This window comes from Pseudomonas sp. HD6515 (assembly GCF_024971855.1).
GTDB lineage: Bacteria > Pseudomonadota > Gammaproteobacteria > Pseudomonadales > Pseudomonadaceae > Aquipseudomonas > Aquipseudomonas alloputida.
This window is the reverse complement of the sequence record NZ_CP079827.1, coordinates 5,885,379-5,905,005: the sequence shown is the minus strand read 5'-3', so window position 1 is coordinate 5,905,005 and position 19,627 is coordinate 5,885,379. Positions and strand designations below refer to the sequence as shown.

The following is a 19,627-nucleotide window of genomic DNA, read 5'->3' as shown; positions in this document are numbered from 1 at the left end:
GCCGCTTGGCGGCCTTTCGCGGGTGAACCCGCTCCCACAGCGGCCAGCGCCCGATGTCGGAGCGGGTTTACCCGCGAACGAGGGCGAAGCCCTCGCAGCCATTTTGCACACAATAAAGTATTCGAGCCTATTCAGGCCGAAGCAGTGCCATCCGATTTTGGCTGTTCCATCGGAATCAATTGCTGTTTGCTGCCCTTGGCGTCCATCAGGAATACCTCTACCTGGCGTACCGAGATCTTGATGTTGTGGGCCTTGAACTCGCGGTTGATGTAGCGGTTGATCTCGTCCAGCGTCGGGTTGCGGTCGCCCAGGTCACGCACGTGCATGCGCAGTTCGTGGTCCAGCGAGCTCTCGCCGAAGTTGAGGAAGTACACGATCGGTTCCGGATCCTTGAGCACGCGTGGGTTCTCATGCGCGCCCTTGAGCAGCAGGTCGCGCACCAGGTCGAGGTCTGAGCCATAGTCGATGCCCAGCTTCAGCGTCACCCGGGTGACCGTATCGGTCAGCGACCAGTTGATCAGTTGGCCAGTGATGAAGGTCTTGTTGGGGACGATGATGTCCTTGCGGTCGAAGTCGGTGATGGTGGTGGCACGGATGCGGATCTTGCTTACCGTGCCCGACAGGTTGCCGATGGTGATGGTGTCGCCAATCCGTACCGGGCGCTCGAACAGGATCATGATGCCGGAGATAAAGTTGGCGAAGATTTCCTGCATGCCGAAGCCCAGCCCTACTGACAGCGCAGCCACCAGCCATTGCAGCTTGTCCCAGCTCACCCCCAGGGTCGACAGGGTGCTGACGATGCCGATGCCGACGATGGTGTACGACAACAGCGTGGTGGTGGCGTAGGCACTGCCCTGGGCCAGGTTCAGGCGAGACAGCACCAGTACTTCCAGCAAGCCTGGCAAGTTGCCGGCCAGGGCGAAAGTGATGCCGACGATCACCAGCGCGCCGAGCAGGTCGCCGAGGCTGATCGGTACCATGCTGGCGGCGGCGCCGGTGCCGCTGGTGTATTCGTAGAGGACGAAATTGTTGAGGTAGGCGAACACCGAGATCAGGTCGGCCCACACCCAGTACAGGCCGGCGATGAAGCCGCCGAGCAGGGCCAGGCGGATCAGGCGCAGCGACTGCTGGTTGACCTGTTCGATATCCAGCGTTGGCTCTTCGGTGATGACTTCGCCATCCAGCCCTTCCTTGGCTGCCGCACGCTTGGTCAACGCACGCTGGTAGGCCAGGCGTCGTGCAGCCACCGACAGGCCGCGCACGAAGGCGGCCTCGATCACCAGCCAGAACAGCAGCAGGTACAGGGTGTAGATGAGTCGGTCGGTAAGCTTCAGTGCCGTGTAGTAGTAGCCGAAGCACACGGCGACGAACAGGGCGATGGGCAGGGCGGTGAACGCTACCCCCACCGCCCTGCGGAACAGCGAGGTGTCACGGTGTGCCGGGCTGCTGAGCAGCAGGCGGCTGAGCAGCCAGGCCATCAGCGCATAGCAGGTCAGCACCACGCCGATGCCCAACACGTCGTCTGCCAATGCCGAAGGCTGGTGCTCGGCCACCGCCACCACGCCGACCAGTGCCAGCACAACGGTGCCCAGGCGGCGAACCCAGCCGCGCAGGAACTCGACCTGCGGTTTGTGCCAGCGGAAGTGGACTTCCGCCACGCCACCGGGTGCGAGGATACGGTAGGCGGTATAGAACACCAGCCAGGCCTGGGCCAGCTGCCAGAGTGCGGCGCCCAGGTTGGCATTCTGCCCGCGGGCGTCGATCTGCAGGGCGTAGCTGCACAGCGCCAGACCAAGGCTGACCGGCATCGCCAGCAGAATGTTGATTAGGATTGCCTGGGGCGTGTGCCATTGGCTGTCACGGCGGAAGTGGCCGATATCCTGGTGCACTTTGCCTAATCGTTGGTAAAGGTATTTGCGCCGCCACAACAACGCGCCGATCACCAACAGCAGCGGCAGGAACAGCAACGGGCGCTGGCTCAGGCCATCGGCCAGCTCTTTCAGGCTGGAGGCCCACGGCAGGTTGGCGACCTGGTCGGCCAGGCGCTCCGGCACGTATTGCAGCCAGTCCCAGTCCAGCGGCTTGTTGCTGGGGATCCAGAACATTTGCTCGTCGAGGGTGGTGCGCAGGCTCTGCGCGGTGCCCAGTAGCTGCTTCTGGTTGAGCTGCAGGGTGATCGATTCGTTGAGCAGCGCCGACAGCTCGCGGTTCAGCCGCTCCAACAGGTCGCTGCGGGTGATGGCCACTTCCAGCAGGGCCTTGCGCAGCTGCGGGGTCACATCTTCCTGCGGTTGCGCCGCCAGCAGCTTGTCGACGTAGGTGACCGGGCTGCTCATCTGCTCGCGCTGCTGGTTGACTTCGAACTGGTACAGGCGGGTGTCGGCGATCTGGTCGGCCAGGTCGCGGTCGACCTTCAGGTGCGGCAGGGTCTGCTTCTGCTTGTAGAGAATCTTCGACAGCAGCAGGCTTCCCTTGAGCACGTTGATCTGCTCGTCAAGCGCCTGGTCGGCCTGGGTCAGGCTGTCGAGTTGCTGCTTGGTGCGCAGGTTCTGCTGGGTCAGTTCGTTAAGGCGGTCGGTGCTCTTGAGCAGGTAGTCGGAAAGCTTGAGGTTGATCGCGCTTTCAGTGGCCAGCAGGCTGCTGCCGCCGGCCTTCTGAGCCTCAATCGACTGCTGGGTGACGGCTTCCTGGGACTGGGCCAGGCGTTTGGCGTTGATCAGCGTCTGCAGGTCCTGGATTTCCTGCTCCAGGCGCGCAGCGCGCTCGACCAGCAGGTCGTGACGCGCATTGCCGAGGTCTTGCAGCAGGCTGTTGCCGGCCAGTTCCTGGCGGCGCAGCAGGGTCAGCGCGTTGAGCGAGGCCAACTCGGCGTTGAGCTGATTGCGCTGGTCGGCATTGATGGCTTTGCCACCGTCCTTGCCGGTTTTGAGTATGTTGTTGATCTGCTGGGTGCGGGTCTGGCTGCTGCTGATCTCCGCCTGGGCACGCTCGGGGCGGGTTTGCGAGTTGATGATCAGGCTGTTGGCTTCAGACAACGCCTTTTGCAGCTCGCCCTGCAGCGTGTTGCGTTCGCTGAGCATCTGTTCAAGCTGTGGCACGGTGAGGTTGGCGTAGCGCTGTGCCACCGGTTGTGCCCTGGTTTCCTTGAGCCTGGCCAACTCCTTCTGGCTGTCGCTGGTCTCCTTGGGGGCACTGCTCAGCTGCTGCTTGAGTGCAGCCAGTTTCTTTTCGTTGTCTTCCTTGGCAGCAAGCAGGCTCAACGTTTGTTCGAGCACCTGCTGCAGCGCCTTCTGGTCTGCCTCGGGCAGCTTGCGCTCGGCGATCTTGTCGAGGCTGTTCTGGATACTGGCGGTGGTCGGGGCTTCTGCCGCGCTAGCGGCAAAAGAAAGGGTCAGGCACAACCCGAGCAGGGCTGTGCGAAGGTACACGCGCAGGGACATAGGCAGACTACTTGTGGATCCGGCTGAAACGAAGTTTAGAGGAACAATCCTGGTCCGGGTCGCGTTCCTTCGGGGAATCTGACGCCTACTTTCTGGATCTTGTTCCCGTCCATGGTCGCCACGGTCCAGATCGTGCCATGCCATTCGACCTGGTCCCCCACTACTGGAGCGCCTCCGACCTTCTGTCGGATGAACTGCGCCAGCGGCATTTTCGCGTCGAGGCCATCGAGCTTCAGGCCATACAACGCTGCCACCGCCCCCAGTTCGGCATCGCCTTCGAGCACGAAGTCGCCGAAGAAACGCAGGTCCAGGCCACGCTGTGGCGCTTGGCTGAACAATTTGCCGAGGGCCGGCAGGTTGTGCTCGTGGCCGATCACGCAGAGCATGTCGCCCACTTCCAGCACGGTGCTGCCCGACGGGTGCAGCAGTTGCTCGCCACGGAACAGCGCGGCAATCCGTGTGCCTTCGGGCATTTTCAGTTCGCGCAGGGCGGCACCGATGCACCACTTTTCGGCGCCCAGGCGGTAGACGAACATTTCCCACTCGCTGGTGATGTGCACTTCCAGGGCGGAGCGGGAAATCGGCGCCGGGTCTGGCGGTACGGTCACTTTCAGCAGCTTGGCCATCCACGGCAGGCTGGTGCCCTGCACCAGCAGTGACACCAGCACGATGAAGAACGCCAGGTTGAAGAACAGCTGGGCGTCTGGCAGGCCCGCCATCAGCGGGAACACCGCCAGAATGATCGGTACCGCGCCGCGCAGGCCGACCCACGAAATGAAGCCCTTTTCGCGGCCGTGAAAAGCCTTGAACGGCAGCAGGGCCGCGACCACCGACAGTGGCCGCGCCACCAGGATCATCCACAGCGCCAGGCCCAGTGCCGGCAGGGCGATGGGCAGCAGGTCGTGCGGCGTGACCAGCAACCCCAGCACCAGGAACATGCCGATCTGCGCCAGCCAGGCCATGCCGTCGAGCATGTGCAGGATGCCGTGGCGGCTGCGGATAGGCTTGTTGCCCAGCACCAGGCCGCACAGGTAAACGGCGAGGAAGCCGCTACCATGCAGGGCGTTGGTCAGCGAGAACACCACCAGGCCGCCGGCCACTACCAGAATGGGGTAAAGGCCGCCGGCCAGGTTGATGCGGTTGACCAGTTGCAGCATCAGCCAGCCACCGCCCAAGCCCAGCAGCCCGCCGATACCGAACTCACGCAACAAGTGGCCCAGCAGGCCCCAGTGCAGCCCGGTCTGGCCGCTGGCAATCATGTCGATCAAGGTGACAGTGAGGAACACCGCCATCGGGTCGTTGCTGCCCGACTCGATCTCGAGGGTAGCCGTAACCCGCTCGTTCAGGCCTTTGCCGCCGAGCAGCGAGAACACTGCAGCGGCGTCGGTGGAGCCGACGATCGCACCGATCAGCAAGCCCTGAATCAGGCTCAGGTTGAACAGCCAGGCGGCAACCAGGCCGGTGAGGGCGGTGGTGATCATCACCCCGACCGTGGCCAGCGACAGCGCCGGCCACAGCGCCACGCGGAAGCTTGCCACCCGCGTACGCAGGCCACCGTCAAGCAGGATGACGGCCAGTGCCAGGTTGCCCACCAGGTAGGCGGTTGGGTAATTGTTGAAGATGATGCCGCCACCATCGACACCGGCGACCATGCCGACGGCGAGGATGATGACCAGAATAGGGATGCCCAGGCGCGACGATAGCGAGCTGACCAGGATACTTGCACCCACCAGCAATGCGCCGATCAGGAACAGGCTGTTGATGGTGCTTGCATCCAAAGGCAGGTACTCCGAGACAGCGGGGAAGGGACGTGGTAGCGCATTTTCCAGCAAAAGCTAGCAGGTCGCGTGCCAATCGATTCTAACCTGAGGCCGACGCAGGCTGTAAAGCGATACCGCATCGTCGCTGCGGCTTGCGGCTGTAATGGTTTGCCCACTGTCAGGCAGCCAAGTGACATGAATGTCAAAGAAACCATTTCTCTAGCCCAGGTGGCCCAGCGCCTGCTCGGGCAATTTCCTGATTTGCACAGTTTGGCGCGCCAGGCGGCGGGCCATGTGCTTCGCCGCCAACTGGGGTACTGGCTGGATCCGGACGGGCTCTATTGGCACGAGTTCCAGTCGGCGGCCAGCAGTTCGTTGAGCTTCACCGGCTGGCGCCACAGTGGGCCGCCACGACGCTCTTTGAGCCTTACCGAACTGGTCATCCAGCGATTCAGCCCGCAGCAGCAGGCCAGTGCTGACGAGTTGAGTATTTATGGTGGCTTCTACCGGGTGGATGCCAGCCACGCAGTTTACGACGAACGCAACGAAGTGCGGCTCGACCCTCAGCAAGTACTGACGGCGTTCTGGCGGTTGGACTTTGCAGGGCGCTACACCGAGGCGCTGGGCACGTTTCGAGCACGGCATGGCGAAGACTACTGTGTGCTGGCCCGTGCCCGCTTCATGGCTGCTGTGGGCCAATCTGGGTTGAGCGAACATGAGCGCCAGGAGCTAATGGGGGTGACGCTCGCTGCACCCGCACTGCCGACTACCGTAAAAGCCTTGCGACTCGCCCGGCAAGCGAGTGCTCAATCTGGGTGGAACGCGCTTGTCATCGGCGGTATCAGCGCCAAGCTGATGTTCTTGCGCAAGCTGAAGACTGGCAGGTTGTGCCTCTACCTTGCCGATGTTCAGGCTGTGGTGCAGGTGTTCGACGATCGTCATGCGTTTCAGGAGTGGATGGCTGACCAGGCCGCCACGACGGTGGGGCGAGAGCGGCTGGTCAGGCTGTTCGTCGGGGACGGGGTACTGGCGCAGTCGCTACGCCCGCGACTACGCAATTACTTCAAGTTGCTCGCTCAGTCGCGAGGTGACACCGCCATCTTGGGGCAGTCCATTGAAGGGGACCTGTTCGTTCGTCTACGTGATGCGGTGATGGATGATCTGACCAGCGACGCTCACGAACGGCTGACCACCAACGCACAGTTGCGCAAGGCCGATTGGCTGTCGGGCTTGCAAGCAGCGAGTTTTATAATTGCGCCGATGGCGCCGCTTGGCTGGCCAGTGATATTGGCATCGCTCGGTCTGGGCACAGCAAGCCTGGCTCTGCACCTGGACCGGGCAATCAATGGCAAGCAGGCCTGGCGCACGGCGGCATGGTGGTCAGTACTGACAGATATCCTGTTTATCCTGCTCGATATAGCCATGATGCGCGCCAGCGAGCTGTTCACTGATGGCCACGTCCCCCCGCGTGTGACTGGTCAGGCGCAAGCCTCTCCTGCCAAGGTCGATTGGGGGCTTTACATGGCGCCGGCAGCAGACGACCTGCTGGCTGTGTCGGATCAGGCGCTGGCCCGCCAGCAAGCTCTGTTGGGCGCGGTACCGTGGGCTGATCTCGATGCCTTGGGGCCCAATGGCGAGTATCTGGATGCCTTCAGTGAACCCTACCCCGTGTTTCGCGATGAGCACGGCTTTGGCTCGCCCGCCATTGCCGAGTACACCAGCTCGCCGGAGCGTTACAACAACCTGTGGCGGGGTATGCCGCTAGAGGGCACGCGCGCCGCGCATATCCAGCGCAGCCATGCGCTTTCTCACGCACTTGGGCAAATCGGCGTGACTAATCAAGTGAGGCTGTATCGGGCTGCCTCCAGCCTGCGGGGCACGGGTTTTCAGGCAGTTGGTGAGGGCGCCGTTGAAGTGGGTGACGTGCTGGTGACCACCGACTTCACGTCATTCACTGAAAACCCCTATGCCCTCTGGGAGGTTTTCAACGACCCGCAGGCTCAAATCAGTGGCAGGGATGTTTTTGATGAAAACGCGTTGGTTTATGTGTTGGAGCCGGGCGAGGATATGCAGGCGACGCCTATCGGGCCCTTCTCAAGGCGACCGGATGAGGCGGAGTCTTTGATGATGCCCGGGCGCTACCTGCAAGTGGAAAAGGTGACGGCCGTTCAAGGGCACAATTATCGCTTTACCGAGGTGTGCCTGAAGGCGCTGGCGCTGGCGCAGGCGCCAAGCGGCAAGGCAGTGCGTGATATGCGCACAGGCAAGCTGTTCGATCGCCAGGCACTGGCGATGCGGCTGGGCACGGAGGATGATTCGTTGATGCGCACATTCTTTGCGCTGCCCTCCTGAGCGCACGTGAAAGGGGCCGCTGAGCGGCCCCTGATCAAGGCCTCAGCCCTGCTTCACTTCACGCATCGGCTTGCCTTTCACTGGCGCATCGCCCGCCACGTAGTACTTGGCAGTGCTGCGCGGCAGTGGCTTGCGGCCACGGATCTTGTCCGAAATCTTCTCGGCGATCATGATCGTGGTGGCGTTGAGGTTGCCGGTGATGATCAGCGGCATGATCGAGGCATCGACCACGCGCAGGCCCTTCATGCCGTGCACGCGGCCTTCGCCGTCGACCACCGCCATGTCGTCGGTGCCCATCTTGCACGAGCAGGACGGGTGGAAGGCAGTTTCGGCGTGCTCGCGGATGAACTTGTCCAGCTGCTCGTCGGTTTGCACGTCGGCGCCCGGGCTGATTTCGCGGCCACGGTACGGGTCCAGCGCCGGCTGGGCCATGATTTCACGGGTCAGGCGAATGCCGTCACGGAATTCCTGCCAGTCCTGCTCGGTGGACATGTAGTTGAACAGGATGCTCGGGTGCTGGCGCGGGTCTTTCGACTTGGCCTGGATGCGGCCACGGGCAGGCGAGCGCATGGAGCCCATGTGCGCCTGGAAGCCATGTTCCTTCACGCCATTGGAGCCGTTGTAGTTAATCGCAACCGGCAGGAAGTGGTACTGGATGTTCGGCCACTTGAACTCCGGGCGGGTACGAATGAAACCACCGGCCTCGAACTGGTTGCTGGCGCCGATGCCGGTGCCATTGAACAACCACTCGGCACCGATGGCCGGCTGGTTCCACCACAGCAGCGATGGGTACAGCGATACCGGCTGGGTGCAGGCGTACTGCAGGTACAGCTCCAGGTGGTCCTGAAGGTTTTCACCAACGCCCGGAAGGTCGTGCACAACCGGGATGTCGAGGCTTTCCAGCAGGGCGCGCGGGCCGACGCCGGAGCGCTGCAGCAGCTGCGGCGAAGCGATGGCGCCAGAGCTGACGATCACTTCCTTGCGGGCGCGGGCTTCAACGCGTTCTTCGCTGTCGCCGACCAGGTAGGTTACGCCTACGGCGCGCTTGCCGTCGAACAGCACGCGGTCGGTCAGGGCGTGGGTGACGATGGTCAGGTTCGGGCGTTTCTTGGCCTGGTCCAGGTAGCCACGGGCGGTGCTGGAGCGGCGGCCGTTCTTGGTCACCGAACGGTCCATCGGGCCGAAGCCTTCCTGTTGGTAGCCGTTAAGGTCTTCGGTACGCGGGTAACCGGCTTGCACACCTGCTTCAACCATGGCGTGGAACAGCGGGTTGTTGCCAGCCTTTGGCGTGGCAACACTGACCGGGCCGTCACCGCCGTGGTAGTCGTTAGGGCCGATATCACGGGTTTCGGCTTTGCGGAAGTACGGCAGGCAGTCGAGGTAGGTCCAGTCTTCCAGGCCTGGCAGTTCTGCCCAGCCGTCGAAGTCCATGGCGTTGCCGCGGATGTAGCACATGCCGTTGATCAGCGACGAGCCACCCAGGCCCTTGCCACGGCCACATTCCATGCGGCGGCCGTCCATGTACGGCTCCGGGTCGGTCTCGTAGGCCCAGTTGTAGCGGCGGCCTTGCAGCGGGAAGGCCAGGGCGGCTGGCATCTGGGTGCGGAAGTCGAAGCGGTAGTCGGGGCCACCGGCTTCCAGCAGCAATACGGTGACGCCGGCGTCTTCGGTCAGGCGGGTCGCCAGGGTGTTACCGGCCGAGCCGGCACCGACGATGATGTAATCGAATTCTTGGGACATGAAAGTACCCTCGTGTTGGCGGTGATCGGGGAGCGGGTACGCCCGTGCGCGTTGGCACGGGCGGGGCTAGACAGGGTTCAGAAAACCGAGTTGTAGCCGCCCAGCTCGACCTGGACCGACTTGATGCGAGTGTATTGAGCCAGCGAGCTGACGCCGTTTTCACGGCCGACGCCCGACTGCTTGTAGCCACCTACCGGCATTTCGGCCGGCGATTCACCCCAGGCGTTGATCCAGCAGATACCGGCTTCGAGCTTGTGGATGATGCGGTGGGCGCGGGTGATGTCGTTGGTGCAGACGCCGGCGGCCAGGCCGTAGTCGGTGTCGTTGGCACGGCGGATCACTTCTTCTTCGGTTTCGTAGGTGAGGATGCTCATCACCGGGCCGAAGATCTCTTCCTTGACGATGGTCATGTCGTCGGTGCAGTCGGTGAACACGCTCGGCGCAACGAAGGCACCTTTGGCGAAGTCACCGGCAGTCAGGCGCTCGCCACCGCACAGCACGCGGGCACCTTCTTCCTTGCCCTTGGCGATGTAGCCCAGCACGCTTTCCATGTGCTGGAAGCTGACCAGCGGGCCGAAGTTGGTGTTTTCGTCTTCCGGGTTGCCAACGCGGATGCGGGCAACGCGCTCGGCGATCTTGGCTTCGAAGGCCGCCTTCATTTCAGCCGGGATGAACACGCGGGTGCCGTTGGTGCACACCTGGCCCGAGCTGTAGAAGTTGGCCATCATGGCGATATCAGCGGCCTTGTCCAGATCGGCGTCGGCACAGATGATCAGAGGCGACTTGCCGCCCAGTTCCATGGTCACTTCCTTCAGCGAAGAGCTGGAGGCGCTGGCCATGACTTTCTTGCCGGTGGTGGTGCCGCCGGTGAAAGACACTTTTTCGATGCGCGGGTGCTCGGTCAGCCAGGTGCCGACTTCGCGGCCGCTGCCGGTCAGAACGTTGAACACGCCGTTTGGCAGGCCGGCTTCGGTGTAGATCTCGGCCAGTTTCAGGGTGGTCAGCGAAGTGACTTCCGACGGTTTGAAGATCATCGCGTTGCCAGCGGCCAGGGCCGGGGCAGATTTCCACAGGGCGATCTGGATCGGGTAGTTCCAGGCACCGATACCCACGGTTACGCCCAGCGGCTCGCGGCGGGTGTAAACGAAGGACGATTCGCGCAGCGGGATCTGCTCGCCTTCGATGGCCGGTACCAGGCCTGCGTAGTATTCCAGGACGTCGGCGCCGGTGACGATGTCGACGTAGCGGGTTTCGGAGTACGACTTGCCGGTGTCCAGGGTTTCCAGCATGGCCAGCTCGTCGTTGCGCTCGCGCAGGATGTCGACGGCGCGGCGCAGGATGCGCGAACGCTGCATGGCAGTCATCGCAGCCCAGACTTTCTGGCCACGCTCGGCGCTTTCGACGGCTTTCTCGACGTCAGCCTCGGTAGCACGTTGCACGTGGGCGAGGACTTCGCCGGTAGCCGGGTTGATGGCTTCGAACGTGGCATCGCTGCCAGCGTCGACGTAAGCGCCATCAATGTAGAGTTTTTGCGTTCCGAAACGGGCCATAGTGTCCTCGCAAGTGCAGTGTGTGGTTTGGCTTGCGCGTCACGCTCCTGCCGGGTTGGCAAGTGCCGTGCGCGCTTGTTCAGCGGCCTGGTCATTGGTGCCCAGGGTGTGCTGCTTAGCCAGTTGTAGATCCATGTATTCGTAAGCAATCCGTATTGCCTGATCGGTGTCGAATGCATCACCCGACAGGGCGCCACGCAGCCACAGACCGTCGATCAGGGCTGCCAGGCCGCGGGCTGCCTTGCGCGCATGGTAGAGCGGCAGGGCGCGGCGGAACTGGCAGCACAGGTTGGAATACAAGCGGTGGTCGTTGATCCGCTGCAACCTGTGTAAATCGGGCTGGTGCATGCTGGAAGCCCAGAAGGCCAACCAGGTTTTCATTGCCGGGCCGTTTACCTGGCTGGCATCGAAGTTGCCCTCGATGATCACTTTCAGGTGGGCGCGCGGGCTGTCGTCTTTCAGGGCCTGGCGACGTGCTCTGACGCCTTCGTTGAGCATGCTCATGATGTAACCCATCGTCGCTGCGATCAGGCCGTTCTTGTCCCGAAAGTAGTGACTGATGATGCCGTTCGACACACCGGCCAAACGGGCAATCAGCGCAATGCTGGCGTCCCCCAGTCCGACCTGATCGACCGCCTGCAATGTGGCTTCGATCAACTGCTGGCGCCGGATGGGTTGCATACCGACCTTGGGCATCTTGCTATCTCCTCAGGCCTGCGAGCAGACGACAGGCGGCTGACTCGGCGAAGGCCAGTCTATTTTGTTTTGATTGAACGTTCAATCAATAAAGAATAAGCTCTGCGACAATTTGTGCCATTGACAGTTTTTCAGGCGGTCGAGACGGCACGGATTGACACCCCAGGAAATCGCGTAACCCCCGGAATACAAGGTGTTGACGGGCATGAGCGATGCGAAATGCAGATTCTGCCGTACGGCCATTGGCCCTGCGACAGGCCCTTGGAGCGGGCGGGGTGACCTGTGACGAATGCGCGCACCTCCGTTGAGGCGTGGCATTTTCAGCAGGCCACCTGTCTGTTTTTGGCAACGTATCGATTCGGGATCACGGTTTCCAGGGTTCTTTTATAACACCTGATGCAGTGGGGATATTCCACCAATTGCTCGGGAAAGACTGATTAGCCTCCACAGCCGCACTGCCCGGAGCATTCGTGCAATGAGTTCTGCCTCACTTACCAAGCCCCCCGCCGAGAGGGTACGGGTCAACCGCGTGGTGTTTTTCACCTCCGCGCTGATGATCCTTGTTCTGACTGCCTTGCTGATCGCTGTACCCGAAACCGCCGGCCAGGTGCTGGGCGTGGCCCAGAAGTGGCTGACGCGCACCTTTGGCTGGTACTACATGCTGGTCATCTGCGGATACCTGCTGTTCGTCGTCTACCTGGCTTTCTCCGACTACGGCAGCCTCAAGCTGGGTGGCAAGGACGACCAGCCTGACTTCAGCTACGGCGCCTGGGCCGGCATGCTGTTCTCGTCCGGTATCGGTATTTCGCTGCTGTACTTCGGCGCCTCCGAGCCCCTGGACCACTACTTCAACCCACCGGAGGGCACCCCGGCCAGCCTCGAGGCCGCGCGCCAGGGCCTGCAGCTGACCTTCCTGCACTGGGGCCTGCACGGCTGGGCGATCTATGCCCTGGTCGGCCTGGCCGTGGGTTACTTCGCTTACCGCCACAACCAGCCGCTGGCACTGCGCTCGGCACTGTACCCGCTGGTGGGCGAGCGTTGGGTCAAGGGCGCTGCCGGCAACGCCGTCGACATCTTCGGCATGTTCGTCACCCTGCTGGGCCTGGTGACCAACTTGGGCATCGGCTCGATGCAGGTGTCGTCCGGCCTGGAATACCTGTTCGGCATGGACCACAGCAAGACCAACCTGCTGGTGGTGATCCTGGTCATGGCTGGCGTGGCTACCGTGGCAGCGGTATCGGGTGTGGAAAACGGCATTCGCCGCCTGTCCAACCTGAACATCATGCTGTTCAGTGGCCTGTTGATCTTCGTGCTGCTGGGCGGCGAGACCCTGCACCTGCTCAACGGCTTCGTGCAGAACGTTGGCGACTACCTCAACGGCATCGTGCTGAAAACCTTCGACCTCTATGTGTATGAAGGCGAAGCCGGCAAGTCGGAGCGCTGGCTGGGCCTGTGGACCGTGTTCTACTGGGCCTGGTGGATCTCCTGGGGCCCGTTCGTCGGCATGTTCATTGCGCGTATTTCCAAGGGCCGCACCGTGCGCCAACTGGTGATGGGTGTGCTGCTGATCCCGCTGGGCTTCACCCTGGCCTGGCTGTCGATCTTCGGCAACACCGCACTGGACCTGGTGATCAACCAGGGCGCCGTGGAGCTGGGCAAGACTGCGCTGGAACAGCCATCGATGTCGATCTACCAGCTGCTGGAATACTTCCCGGCAGCCAAGATCGTCATTGGTGTGGCAGTGTTCGTCGGTTTCGTGCTGTTCCTCACACCGGCCGACTCCGGCGCGGTGATGATGGCCAACCTGTCGTGCACAGGCGGCAAGGTCGACGAGGATGCCCCGCACTGGATGGTGGTGTTCTGGTCCGTGGTGATCACCCTGGTCACGATCGGCCTGCTGTTTGCCGGTAACTTCGAAGCCATGCAGACCATGGTCGTGCTGGCGGGCCTGCCATTCTCGGTGGTGCTGGTGCTGTTCATGTTCGGCCTGTACAAGGCCATGAAGCAGGACGTGGTGATCGAGCAGGAGCGCGCCGAACTGGCCGCCCGTGGCCGTCGCGGCTTTAGCGAGCGCCTGACCCAGCTGGAACTGCAGCCGACCCAGGCCGTGGTACAGCGCTTCATGGACAAGCAGGTCAGCCCGGCGTTGAAAGAAGCCGCTGCACAGCTGCAGACGCAGGGCTTCGAGGTGGAAACCCGCGTTGGCCAGTCGCGCAACCTGATGGGCTTGCGGGTGATGATGGAAGAAGGCAACCCTTTCGTCTACGAAGTGAGCCTTGACGGCTATATGGCCGCGTCGAGCGAGCCGCCGGTCGAGGGTGAGCCTGAACTGCGCCAGCGCTTTTACCGCGCCGAGGTCTACCTGCATGACGGCAGTCAGGAGTACGACCTGATGGGCTTTGCCCCAGACCAGATCGTGCGTGATGTGCTCGATCAGTTCGAGAGCCATCGCCAGGTGCTTGGCCGCGTCTATAGCTGACTTCCCGGCAGGCCGCCGCACTGCCAGGTGTGGCGGCTTGCCAGCAGCAATATGTAGCACCTCATTCGATAACATCTCCAGGACGCTTTGTGGTTCATTCCACAACGAGTCCTGGTCATGCCCGCCACTCACGCGCACAACCTCAATCACGCAGTCGCCGCCCAGTTCGCCAGCCGTCCTACATTCCGGCAGGTCGCAGGTGAACAGATCATGAAGGTGATTCTGGAGCACTATCCTCTGGTTGGCGTGCATCGCCCTGAAATGACCTCGGCTGCACCGCTATACCTGATGTCCCTGCAGCCGGATGGTGTCTGGCACCCTCAGCCGCTGGTGGATGTTGTGCTGCAGGCCCTGCTTGCGGCTAAACCACTGGACCTCACCCCAGCAAGTGACTACCGCCTTAGCCTGAACCCGCCTCGGCGCTTTTTCGCCATCGAGTCGAGCTTCGAAACTGCTGAGGGCGATTTGATCGAGCCCGCGCGCCTGACCGATGGCCTCAACGCGTTGCTGCCGATACTGCTTTGGCACTTCCAGCAAGCGCAGATCGGCTATTGGAACGGCGACGCCACGATCGACCGGGACCTGTGGTTGCAGCAGTTGTTGCGCGCCAACCTGCTCGATGGCCTGAAGGACGAAGCGCTGGACGACGAACAACGCAAGCTGCTGCGTGACCTGATGATGGGCAACCGTACCGGGCTCGATGTGCAGCTGGTGCGGGTAGCGTTACGTGAGGGCGAAGACACGTTCCATGAACTGTTGCCCGGTTTGCTGATTACCGCCTCCAGTGAAGTTCGCGAACTGACACTCTGGTGTTCTCCCGAAGGCCTGGTCCGCAGTTTCGACGCCCAGGCTGCGTTCGGCGCGGCGTTGCAAATGCAGATGGCGGGACGTTACCGGTTTGATGAGTTGAGCTGGCAAGGCCTGACGGTGGAAGGCGACGCTTTCGCCCTGTACAGCGCCTTGTTGCTGGAAATCTTGCTCGAGCGCGTGGCCCGCCTGCGCTGGAGTGCGATCGACAGCGTCGACCAACTGGAGCATTACTGCCATTTGGCCTGCGACCCCGCGTCCTTTTTTGCCGAGTTCAGTGACTATGGCTCCGGTGGGCTGGGCTTGGCGCTCCCCAAGGGCCTGTCGCGAGCCGATACGGATAGCCAGACCGCCTACCTACAAGCCATGCTCGACTTGTCGCTACTGCAACAGCGCACCCCAGCCCAGGGCATTCAGGACGGTCTGCCGGACTTGCACACCTATGCGGCGACGCGCCTGCGCGAGGAGATGCTGCATGACCACCCGGTAGACGCCAATTACTTTCCTGATGACCTTATCCTCACTGTCGAGCGCTTTGTCAGTGACGGTCACGGGCTGGGCTTCGGCCAGAAGACCGGTGAAAAAAAATTGACCCTGACACAGCTGGCGATCGGCCGCCTGGATGCCACCGCAGGAGGGGTGGTGACACACATCGCGCACCGTGAAAACCAGCTGATCATGAAGTGGATGACCATTGATTACGTCCGTGAGCTGGTACAGCGAGTCGACATCGGCGGCAGTTATCCACGTCATGTACAGTCGATGATCGATCGCTCGGCGAGCCGGGCCGAACACATCTCGGCATTTGCCATACGCTGGCGTATCACACTGATGTTCGATGCTGCGCGGGCGCGTGCCGTCAAACGGCTCGACAAGTTCGCCTACGGCGCCCTGGCAGAATTCTGCCGTAGCGGCCAAGAAGGGGCAGCCGCTGTGCGGATTGCACCGCTTGCGTTCAAACGCTCGCCGACATCAGAGAGGGTCGACGTGGCGCATGGTTTCTACGTGATCGAACTCATCGAGTTGGGTGTTTATCTGTTGTACTGCCCGCTGTACACCGAAAAGGCGCTGATTCAGTTCGGCAGCGCTCAGGCACTGTTGGATGCGATCAGCCGCCCGGGGGCGCTGCAGGACAGCGTGCTGCTGTGGATCGAGCAAGCTCAGCGCGCAGTCTACGATAATGGCGGCTTCCGGGAGCCGCACCTGCCCCAATGGCTGCTCGACCCTTACACCCTCCCGGAGAAACCGCAGCCTGTTCAGTTGGCGCTGCAATTCTGGGCGCGGGACGTGGATCGGCAGATGTTCGAAGCCAAGGGCCGGATGTTGCTGGAGCTGGCGGATCGCAGCGCCATGAGCAACAGCGAGGTGCGCTGGCGGCTGGTCACGGCATTTTCCTGGGAACTGCTGAATGTCGTGTTTCCGGTGTTACCGGGGCCGCTCACCTCGGTTGCCTGGCTCTACATCGGCATGCGCAGCTTGATCAACGATGTGCATGGCCTGGCCAGTTCGCATTTCGACGAGCGCATCCAGGCGATGGTCGATGTGCTGAACAACACCTTGCTGGCGCTGATACACCTGCAGACGCCGAAACTGGCAGCGCCGCCCGTCTCTGGCGACCTGCCGCCATCGCTGCTCCAGGGGCCAGCTGCAGGCAATGGGATTGAGTTGGCGAACCTTTCCACCGCGACGCGGGAGCCCAGCGTCTCGGTCGACAGCCTGCAGGCGATGGCCAACACCCACCTCGACTTTTCCTGGCGTGGGGCTGGGGGGCTCAACGGCCTGTCGAGTGCCCAGCGCGGCCAAATGCGGGCGTTGGCGGCCAGCGTTTCGCTGGAGGGGCGTGAACCGCAGACGCAGGGCGTGGCTGCGGGGCTGGTGCGGATTGGGGATGATTTCTATGTGTCTCTGGGCGGTAATGTCTACCGAGTCAGCCTTGATAACGCAGCGTTTCGCATCATCGGTCCGGACGGCACGGTTGGGCCATACCTGATGCGCGACGGCGATGTCTGGCACCTCAATAATTCGCGCTTGTACGGTGGCAATGATCGCTCCGGCGAGTTGGCCCGCGAGCGACTGCGCAAGAAGCTTGGCGGGCCGATTGCCAAGGCTCAGGCCGAGATAGAGCGGCTTATCTTGACCGCGGAGGCTGCCACGAAGGATTTCAACGCGTTGAGCGAGCAGATTGTCGGTTTGCGTGATCCGGTAAGAAAAGTCGAGGATCGGTTGCAAAAGGCGCCACCCACCGACCCAGACGAACGTGCGCAATTCGAGCAGGCTACCGCGTTGTTCAAGCTCAAGTTCCAGCAGTTGCAAGAGCAGACGAATACGCTGCGCAACCAGCGCCTGCCCTTGAACGAGAGATTGTTCCTTGGTTATCTCGAGGCCGAACGCAACATTACCTACGTGCTTGACAAGTCGAGCGCCTCGACGCACGTCGGCAGCGTGAGAGATCAACGGATACTCTTGGGCCAGGTCCGCAAGAACCTGATCAGCTTTGGCATGTTCTTCATTGATGAGCTCCTGGCCTTGGGTGGGTTCAGGGAATACGACCAACTCACCAATGCGCTCAATGACGCACCGCCAGAGAAACAGGCCGAGTTGTATGTCAGGTTCCGGACGATGTTGGAGAAGTTGCTTGAAGAGCAGCCCAGGATCATCAATGTCTCCAGCCAGCTGGATCGCCTGTTGGCCATCACCGATATCGACATGCAAGTGCCTTACATCAATTCCACTCTGACCGTCTCGAGCATTATCGCGAGCCGTAAGACGACCACGATCAACATCCGGTTTTTCCAGGCCATGGGCCTGGTCGAGCTGGCCCTGCAGTGGCACAAAGGCACGCCTACCCAGCACTACATGATCTTCCGCCATGCGCTCGCCAGTCAGCGTCTGCGGGTGGCCGCACAAACGCATCATCTGCTGATGTTCTGTGACTTGCCTGTCGCCGAACGAATCGAGGTGCTGCAAAGTGCGTGGGACGAATACCTCGCGGCGATTCTCAACGCCGAACGGATCAAGACACTCGGCAGCAAGCTCATCGATGTCCAGCGCCTTGAGGCCTACAAGCAACAGATGGTGGAACTGAAAACCATGGCCGGTGAGGCGTTGGTCGAGGCCATGCGCGAGCAGGCGGACGGGCAGGTCCGTGGCACACGTCGTGCGGTTTATTCACGAAAGAGCCTGCAGGTGGCCCATACGCGGGCTGGTCAGATAGTCATTGGCAGCGAATCGGTGGTCGAGGGGCAGGCTGTGCTGCAAGTTGTAGCGCTTTCAACAAGAGCGCGCTGCATCGCTTCCAGAAACAGGGAAACACCTGGGTTGAAGAGGTAGCCTCGGGCGAACCGGAACAGCCATCGCGGACTTCTACGCCGGAGTCCGAAAGGAACAACCGGGAGCTGGCCGAGGCCATGCTGGCACAGAACGAAAATGTCATCGCTCAAGCCAGAGCCCTGGTTGCCAAGGATGCTGACGACATGGGCCTGATGTCGATGCTGGATGGCCAGATCAACGAAGTGGCCGAGCTGCGTGAACAGCTCAGCGATGCCGACGCCGAGCACGCGCTGCTGGCGGGCATGGACGATGCGTTGATTCAGTTGCGTCAGGCCCGCCGCGACTGTTTGGTAGCGCTTTACAGCAAGACGCGCTATCCAGGTTCCAGAGGGCTCAATTTTCTCCATCAACAGGGGCTGCTCGCCGTGGAATATGTCGGGCCTCGGCAGGTGGTCTCCGATGGCTATCTGGACGAGTACCGGATCAGCCTGTTGCGTGCTCCCGGTGAGGGTCGAGGTAAACCCTTGTGGGCCGCACATTTCCATTTTGCCGACTCGCAGGCGGCGCCGACGGCGTTTGGCAAAGGCCATCTCAAGCTGTGGAGCCAGCGCAAGATGGGGTATCGCGAGCAAATGAAGGCGGCGAGCGAGGGGCAGGTACTGAGCATTTATCGGGGTAACCTGACCTACGCACAGGCCAAGGATGTCATTCCGTTCAACCTCTGAACCTTCGCCCGGGTGGCCCAGCGCCGCGATCAGCGAATGTTAGCGGTTGCTGTAACGGCCATGCTTGCCGTGTGCAGGCATGGCCTGGTTGCCACGTGTGGCGATCATCTGTGGCAGCGTGACCAGTTCGATCCCCAATTGCTTGAGCCGTGGAATTTGACTTTCCAGTACCGCTAGCGTCTGCGGGTAGGGGTGGCCGATCAATACGGCCGAGCCTTGCTTGCGGGCCAGTGCAATACCCTGTTGCAGCTGAGCGTCGATGGCTTCCGGCGTGCGCACGTCATCCAGAAATACATCCCGTGACACATGCGCGACATCATGTGCTTGAGCCTCGGCTGCGGCGACCGTGGCGGCACTGGTGCGGCTGTCGACAAAGAACAGATGGCGCCGCTGCAGCTCGCCCATCAACCACGCCATGGGTTCACGCTGTGCGGTCATGCGGCTGCCCATGTGGTTGTTGATGCCGGCAGCGTAGGGCACCTTGACCAATGCCGCGTCCAGGCGCCGCGCCAGCTCTTCGATGGCGATGCCCGGGTGCCAGGCATAGGGCCCGGTGGCCGGGTCCATGGGCATGTGCAGGATCACCGTCTTGCCGGCCTTGTGCGCCTGGCGGGCAAAGTCGGTGGCATGTGGAGTGTCGGGCATGATCGCCATGGTCACCGGCCCGGGCAGGGCCAGGGTACGGCTGTCACGCTCGGGGCTCTGGCCCAGGTCGTCGATGATGATGCTCATGTAGGCCTTGTTGGCCGGCGCCGCTTGCGCGATTCCGGCCATCAGGCAAAACAACAGACACAGCAGATAACGCATA

General features: G+C 62.0%; 10 protein-coding genes and 1 pseudogene. 5 read left to right on the top strand and 6 right to left on the bottom strand.

The window, feature by feature from the left end:
• Window positions 1–131: 131 nt before the first annotated feature.
• Window positions 132–3,440 carry a mechanosensitive channel MscK gene (gene mscK, locus KW568_RS27095; RefSeq protein ID WP_004576736.1) on the bottom strand — a complete coding sequence of 1,103 codons (3,309 nt, stop codon included), beginning with the start codon at window positions 3,438–3,440 and terminating at the stop codon, window positions 132–134.
• Window positions 3,441–3,475: 35 nt separating this feature from the next.
• A complete protein-coding gene (locus KW568_RS27090; protein ID WP_003249176.1) occupies window positions 3,476–5,218 on the bottom strand; it encodes a potassium/proton antiporter in 1,743 nt (580 codons plus the stop codon).
• A gap of 177 nt (window positions 5,219–5,395) precedes the next feature.
• Here KW568_RS27090 and KW568_RS27085 point away from each other — a divergent pair, with 177 nt between their 5' ends.
• Complete coding sequence (locus KW568_RS27085) at window positions 5,396–7,552, top strand: dermonecrotic toxin domain-containing protein (protein ID WP_004576737.1); 2,157 nt, start codon at window positions 5,396–5,398, stop codon at window positions 7,550–7,552.
• 42 nt (window positions 7,553–7,594) lie between these two features.
• On the opposite strand, the gene betA is transcribed toward KW568_RS27085, so the two are convergent.
• The 3 genes from betA to betI form a co-directional block, all read right to left on the bottom strand.
• Entirely contained in the window at window positions 7,595–9,292 is a 1,698-nt protein-coding gene (betA, locus tag KW568_RS27080) for a choline dehydrogenase (RefSeq protein WP_004576738.1), read from the bottom strand.
• A gap of 77 nt (window positions 9,293–9,369) precedes the next feature.
• Window positions 9,370–10,842, bottom strand: coding sequence for a betaine-aldehyde dehydrogenase (gene betB / locus KW568_RS27075; protein ID WP_004576739.1), 1,473 nt, complete (start codon window positions 10,840–10,842; stop codon window positions 9,370–9,372).
• 39 nt (window positions 10,843–10,881) lie between these two features.
• Window positions 10,882–11,538, bottom strand: a complete 657-nt coding sequence (betI, locus tag KW568_RS27070) for a transcriptional regulator BetI (RefSeq protein WP_003249185.1) — start codon at window positions 11,536–11,538, stop codon at window positions 10,882–10,884.
• 532 nt (window positions 11,539–12,070) lie between these two features.
• Between betI and KW568_RS27065 the strand changes: the two are divergent.
• The 4 genes and pseudogenes from KW568_RS27065 (at window position 12,071) to KW568_RS27050 (ending at window position 18,819) form a co-directional block, all read left to right on the top strand.
• Window positions 12,071–13,605: pseudogene (locus KW568_RS27065) on the top strand (BCCT family transporter).
• Window positions 13,553–14,017, top strand: coding sequence for a hypothetical protein (locus tag KW568_RS27060; RefSeq protein ID WP_177331254.1), 465 nt, complete (start codon window positions 13,553–13,555; stop codon window positions 14,015–14,017). The pseudogene KW568_RS27065 and the gene KW568_RS27060 overlap by 53 nt, the downstream one beginning before the upstream one ends.
• Window positions 14,018–14,134: 117 nt before the next feature.
• Window positions 14,135–18,154: a dermonecrotic toxin domain-containing protein gene (locus KW568_RS27055; protein WP_232435456.1), complete on the top strand. Its 4,020-nt coding sequence runs from the start codon at window positions 14,135–14,137 to the stop codon at window positions 18,152–18,154.
• A 77-nt stretch (window positions 18,155–18,231) separates the two neighbouring features.
• Complete coding sequence (locus KW568_RS27050) at window positions 18,232–18,819, top strand: hypothetical protein (protein WP_232435457.1); 588 nt, start codon at window positions 18,232–18,234, stop codon at window positions 18,817–18,819.
• A 39-nt stretch (window positions 18,820–18,858) separates the two neighbouring features.
• On the opposite strand, the gene KW568_RS27045 is transcribed toward KW568_RS27050, so the two are convergent.
• Window positions 18,859–19,626, bottom strand: coding sequence for a divergent polysaccharide deacetylase family protein (locus KW568_RS27045; RefSeq protein WP_004576740.1), 768 nt, complete (start codon window positions 19,624–19,626; stop codon window positions 18,859–18,861).
• Window position 19,627 lies beyond the last annotated feature (1 nt).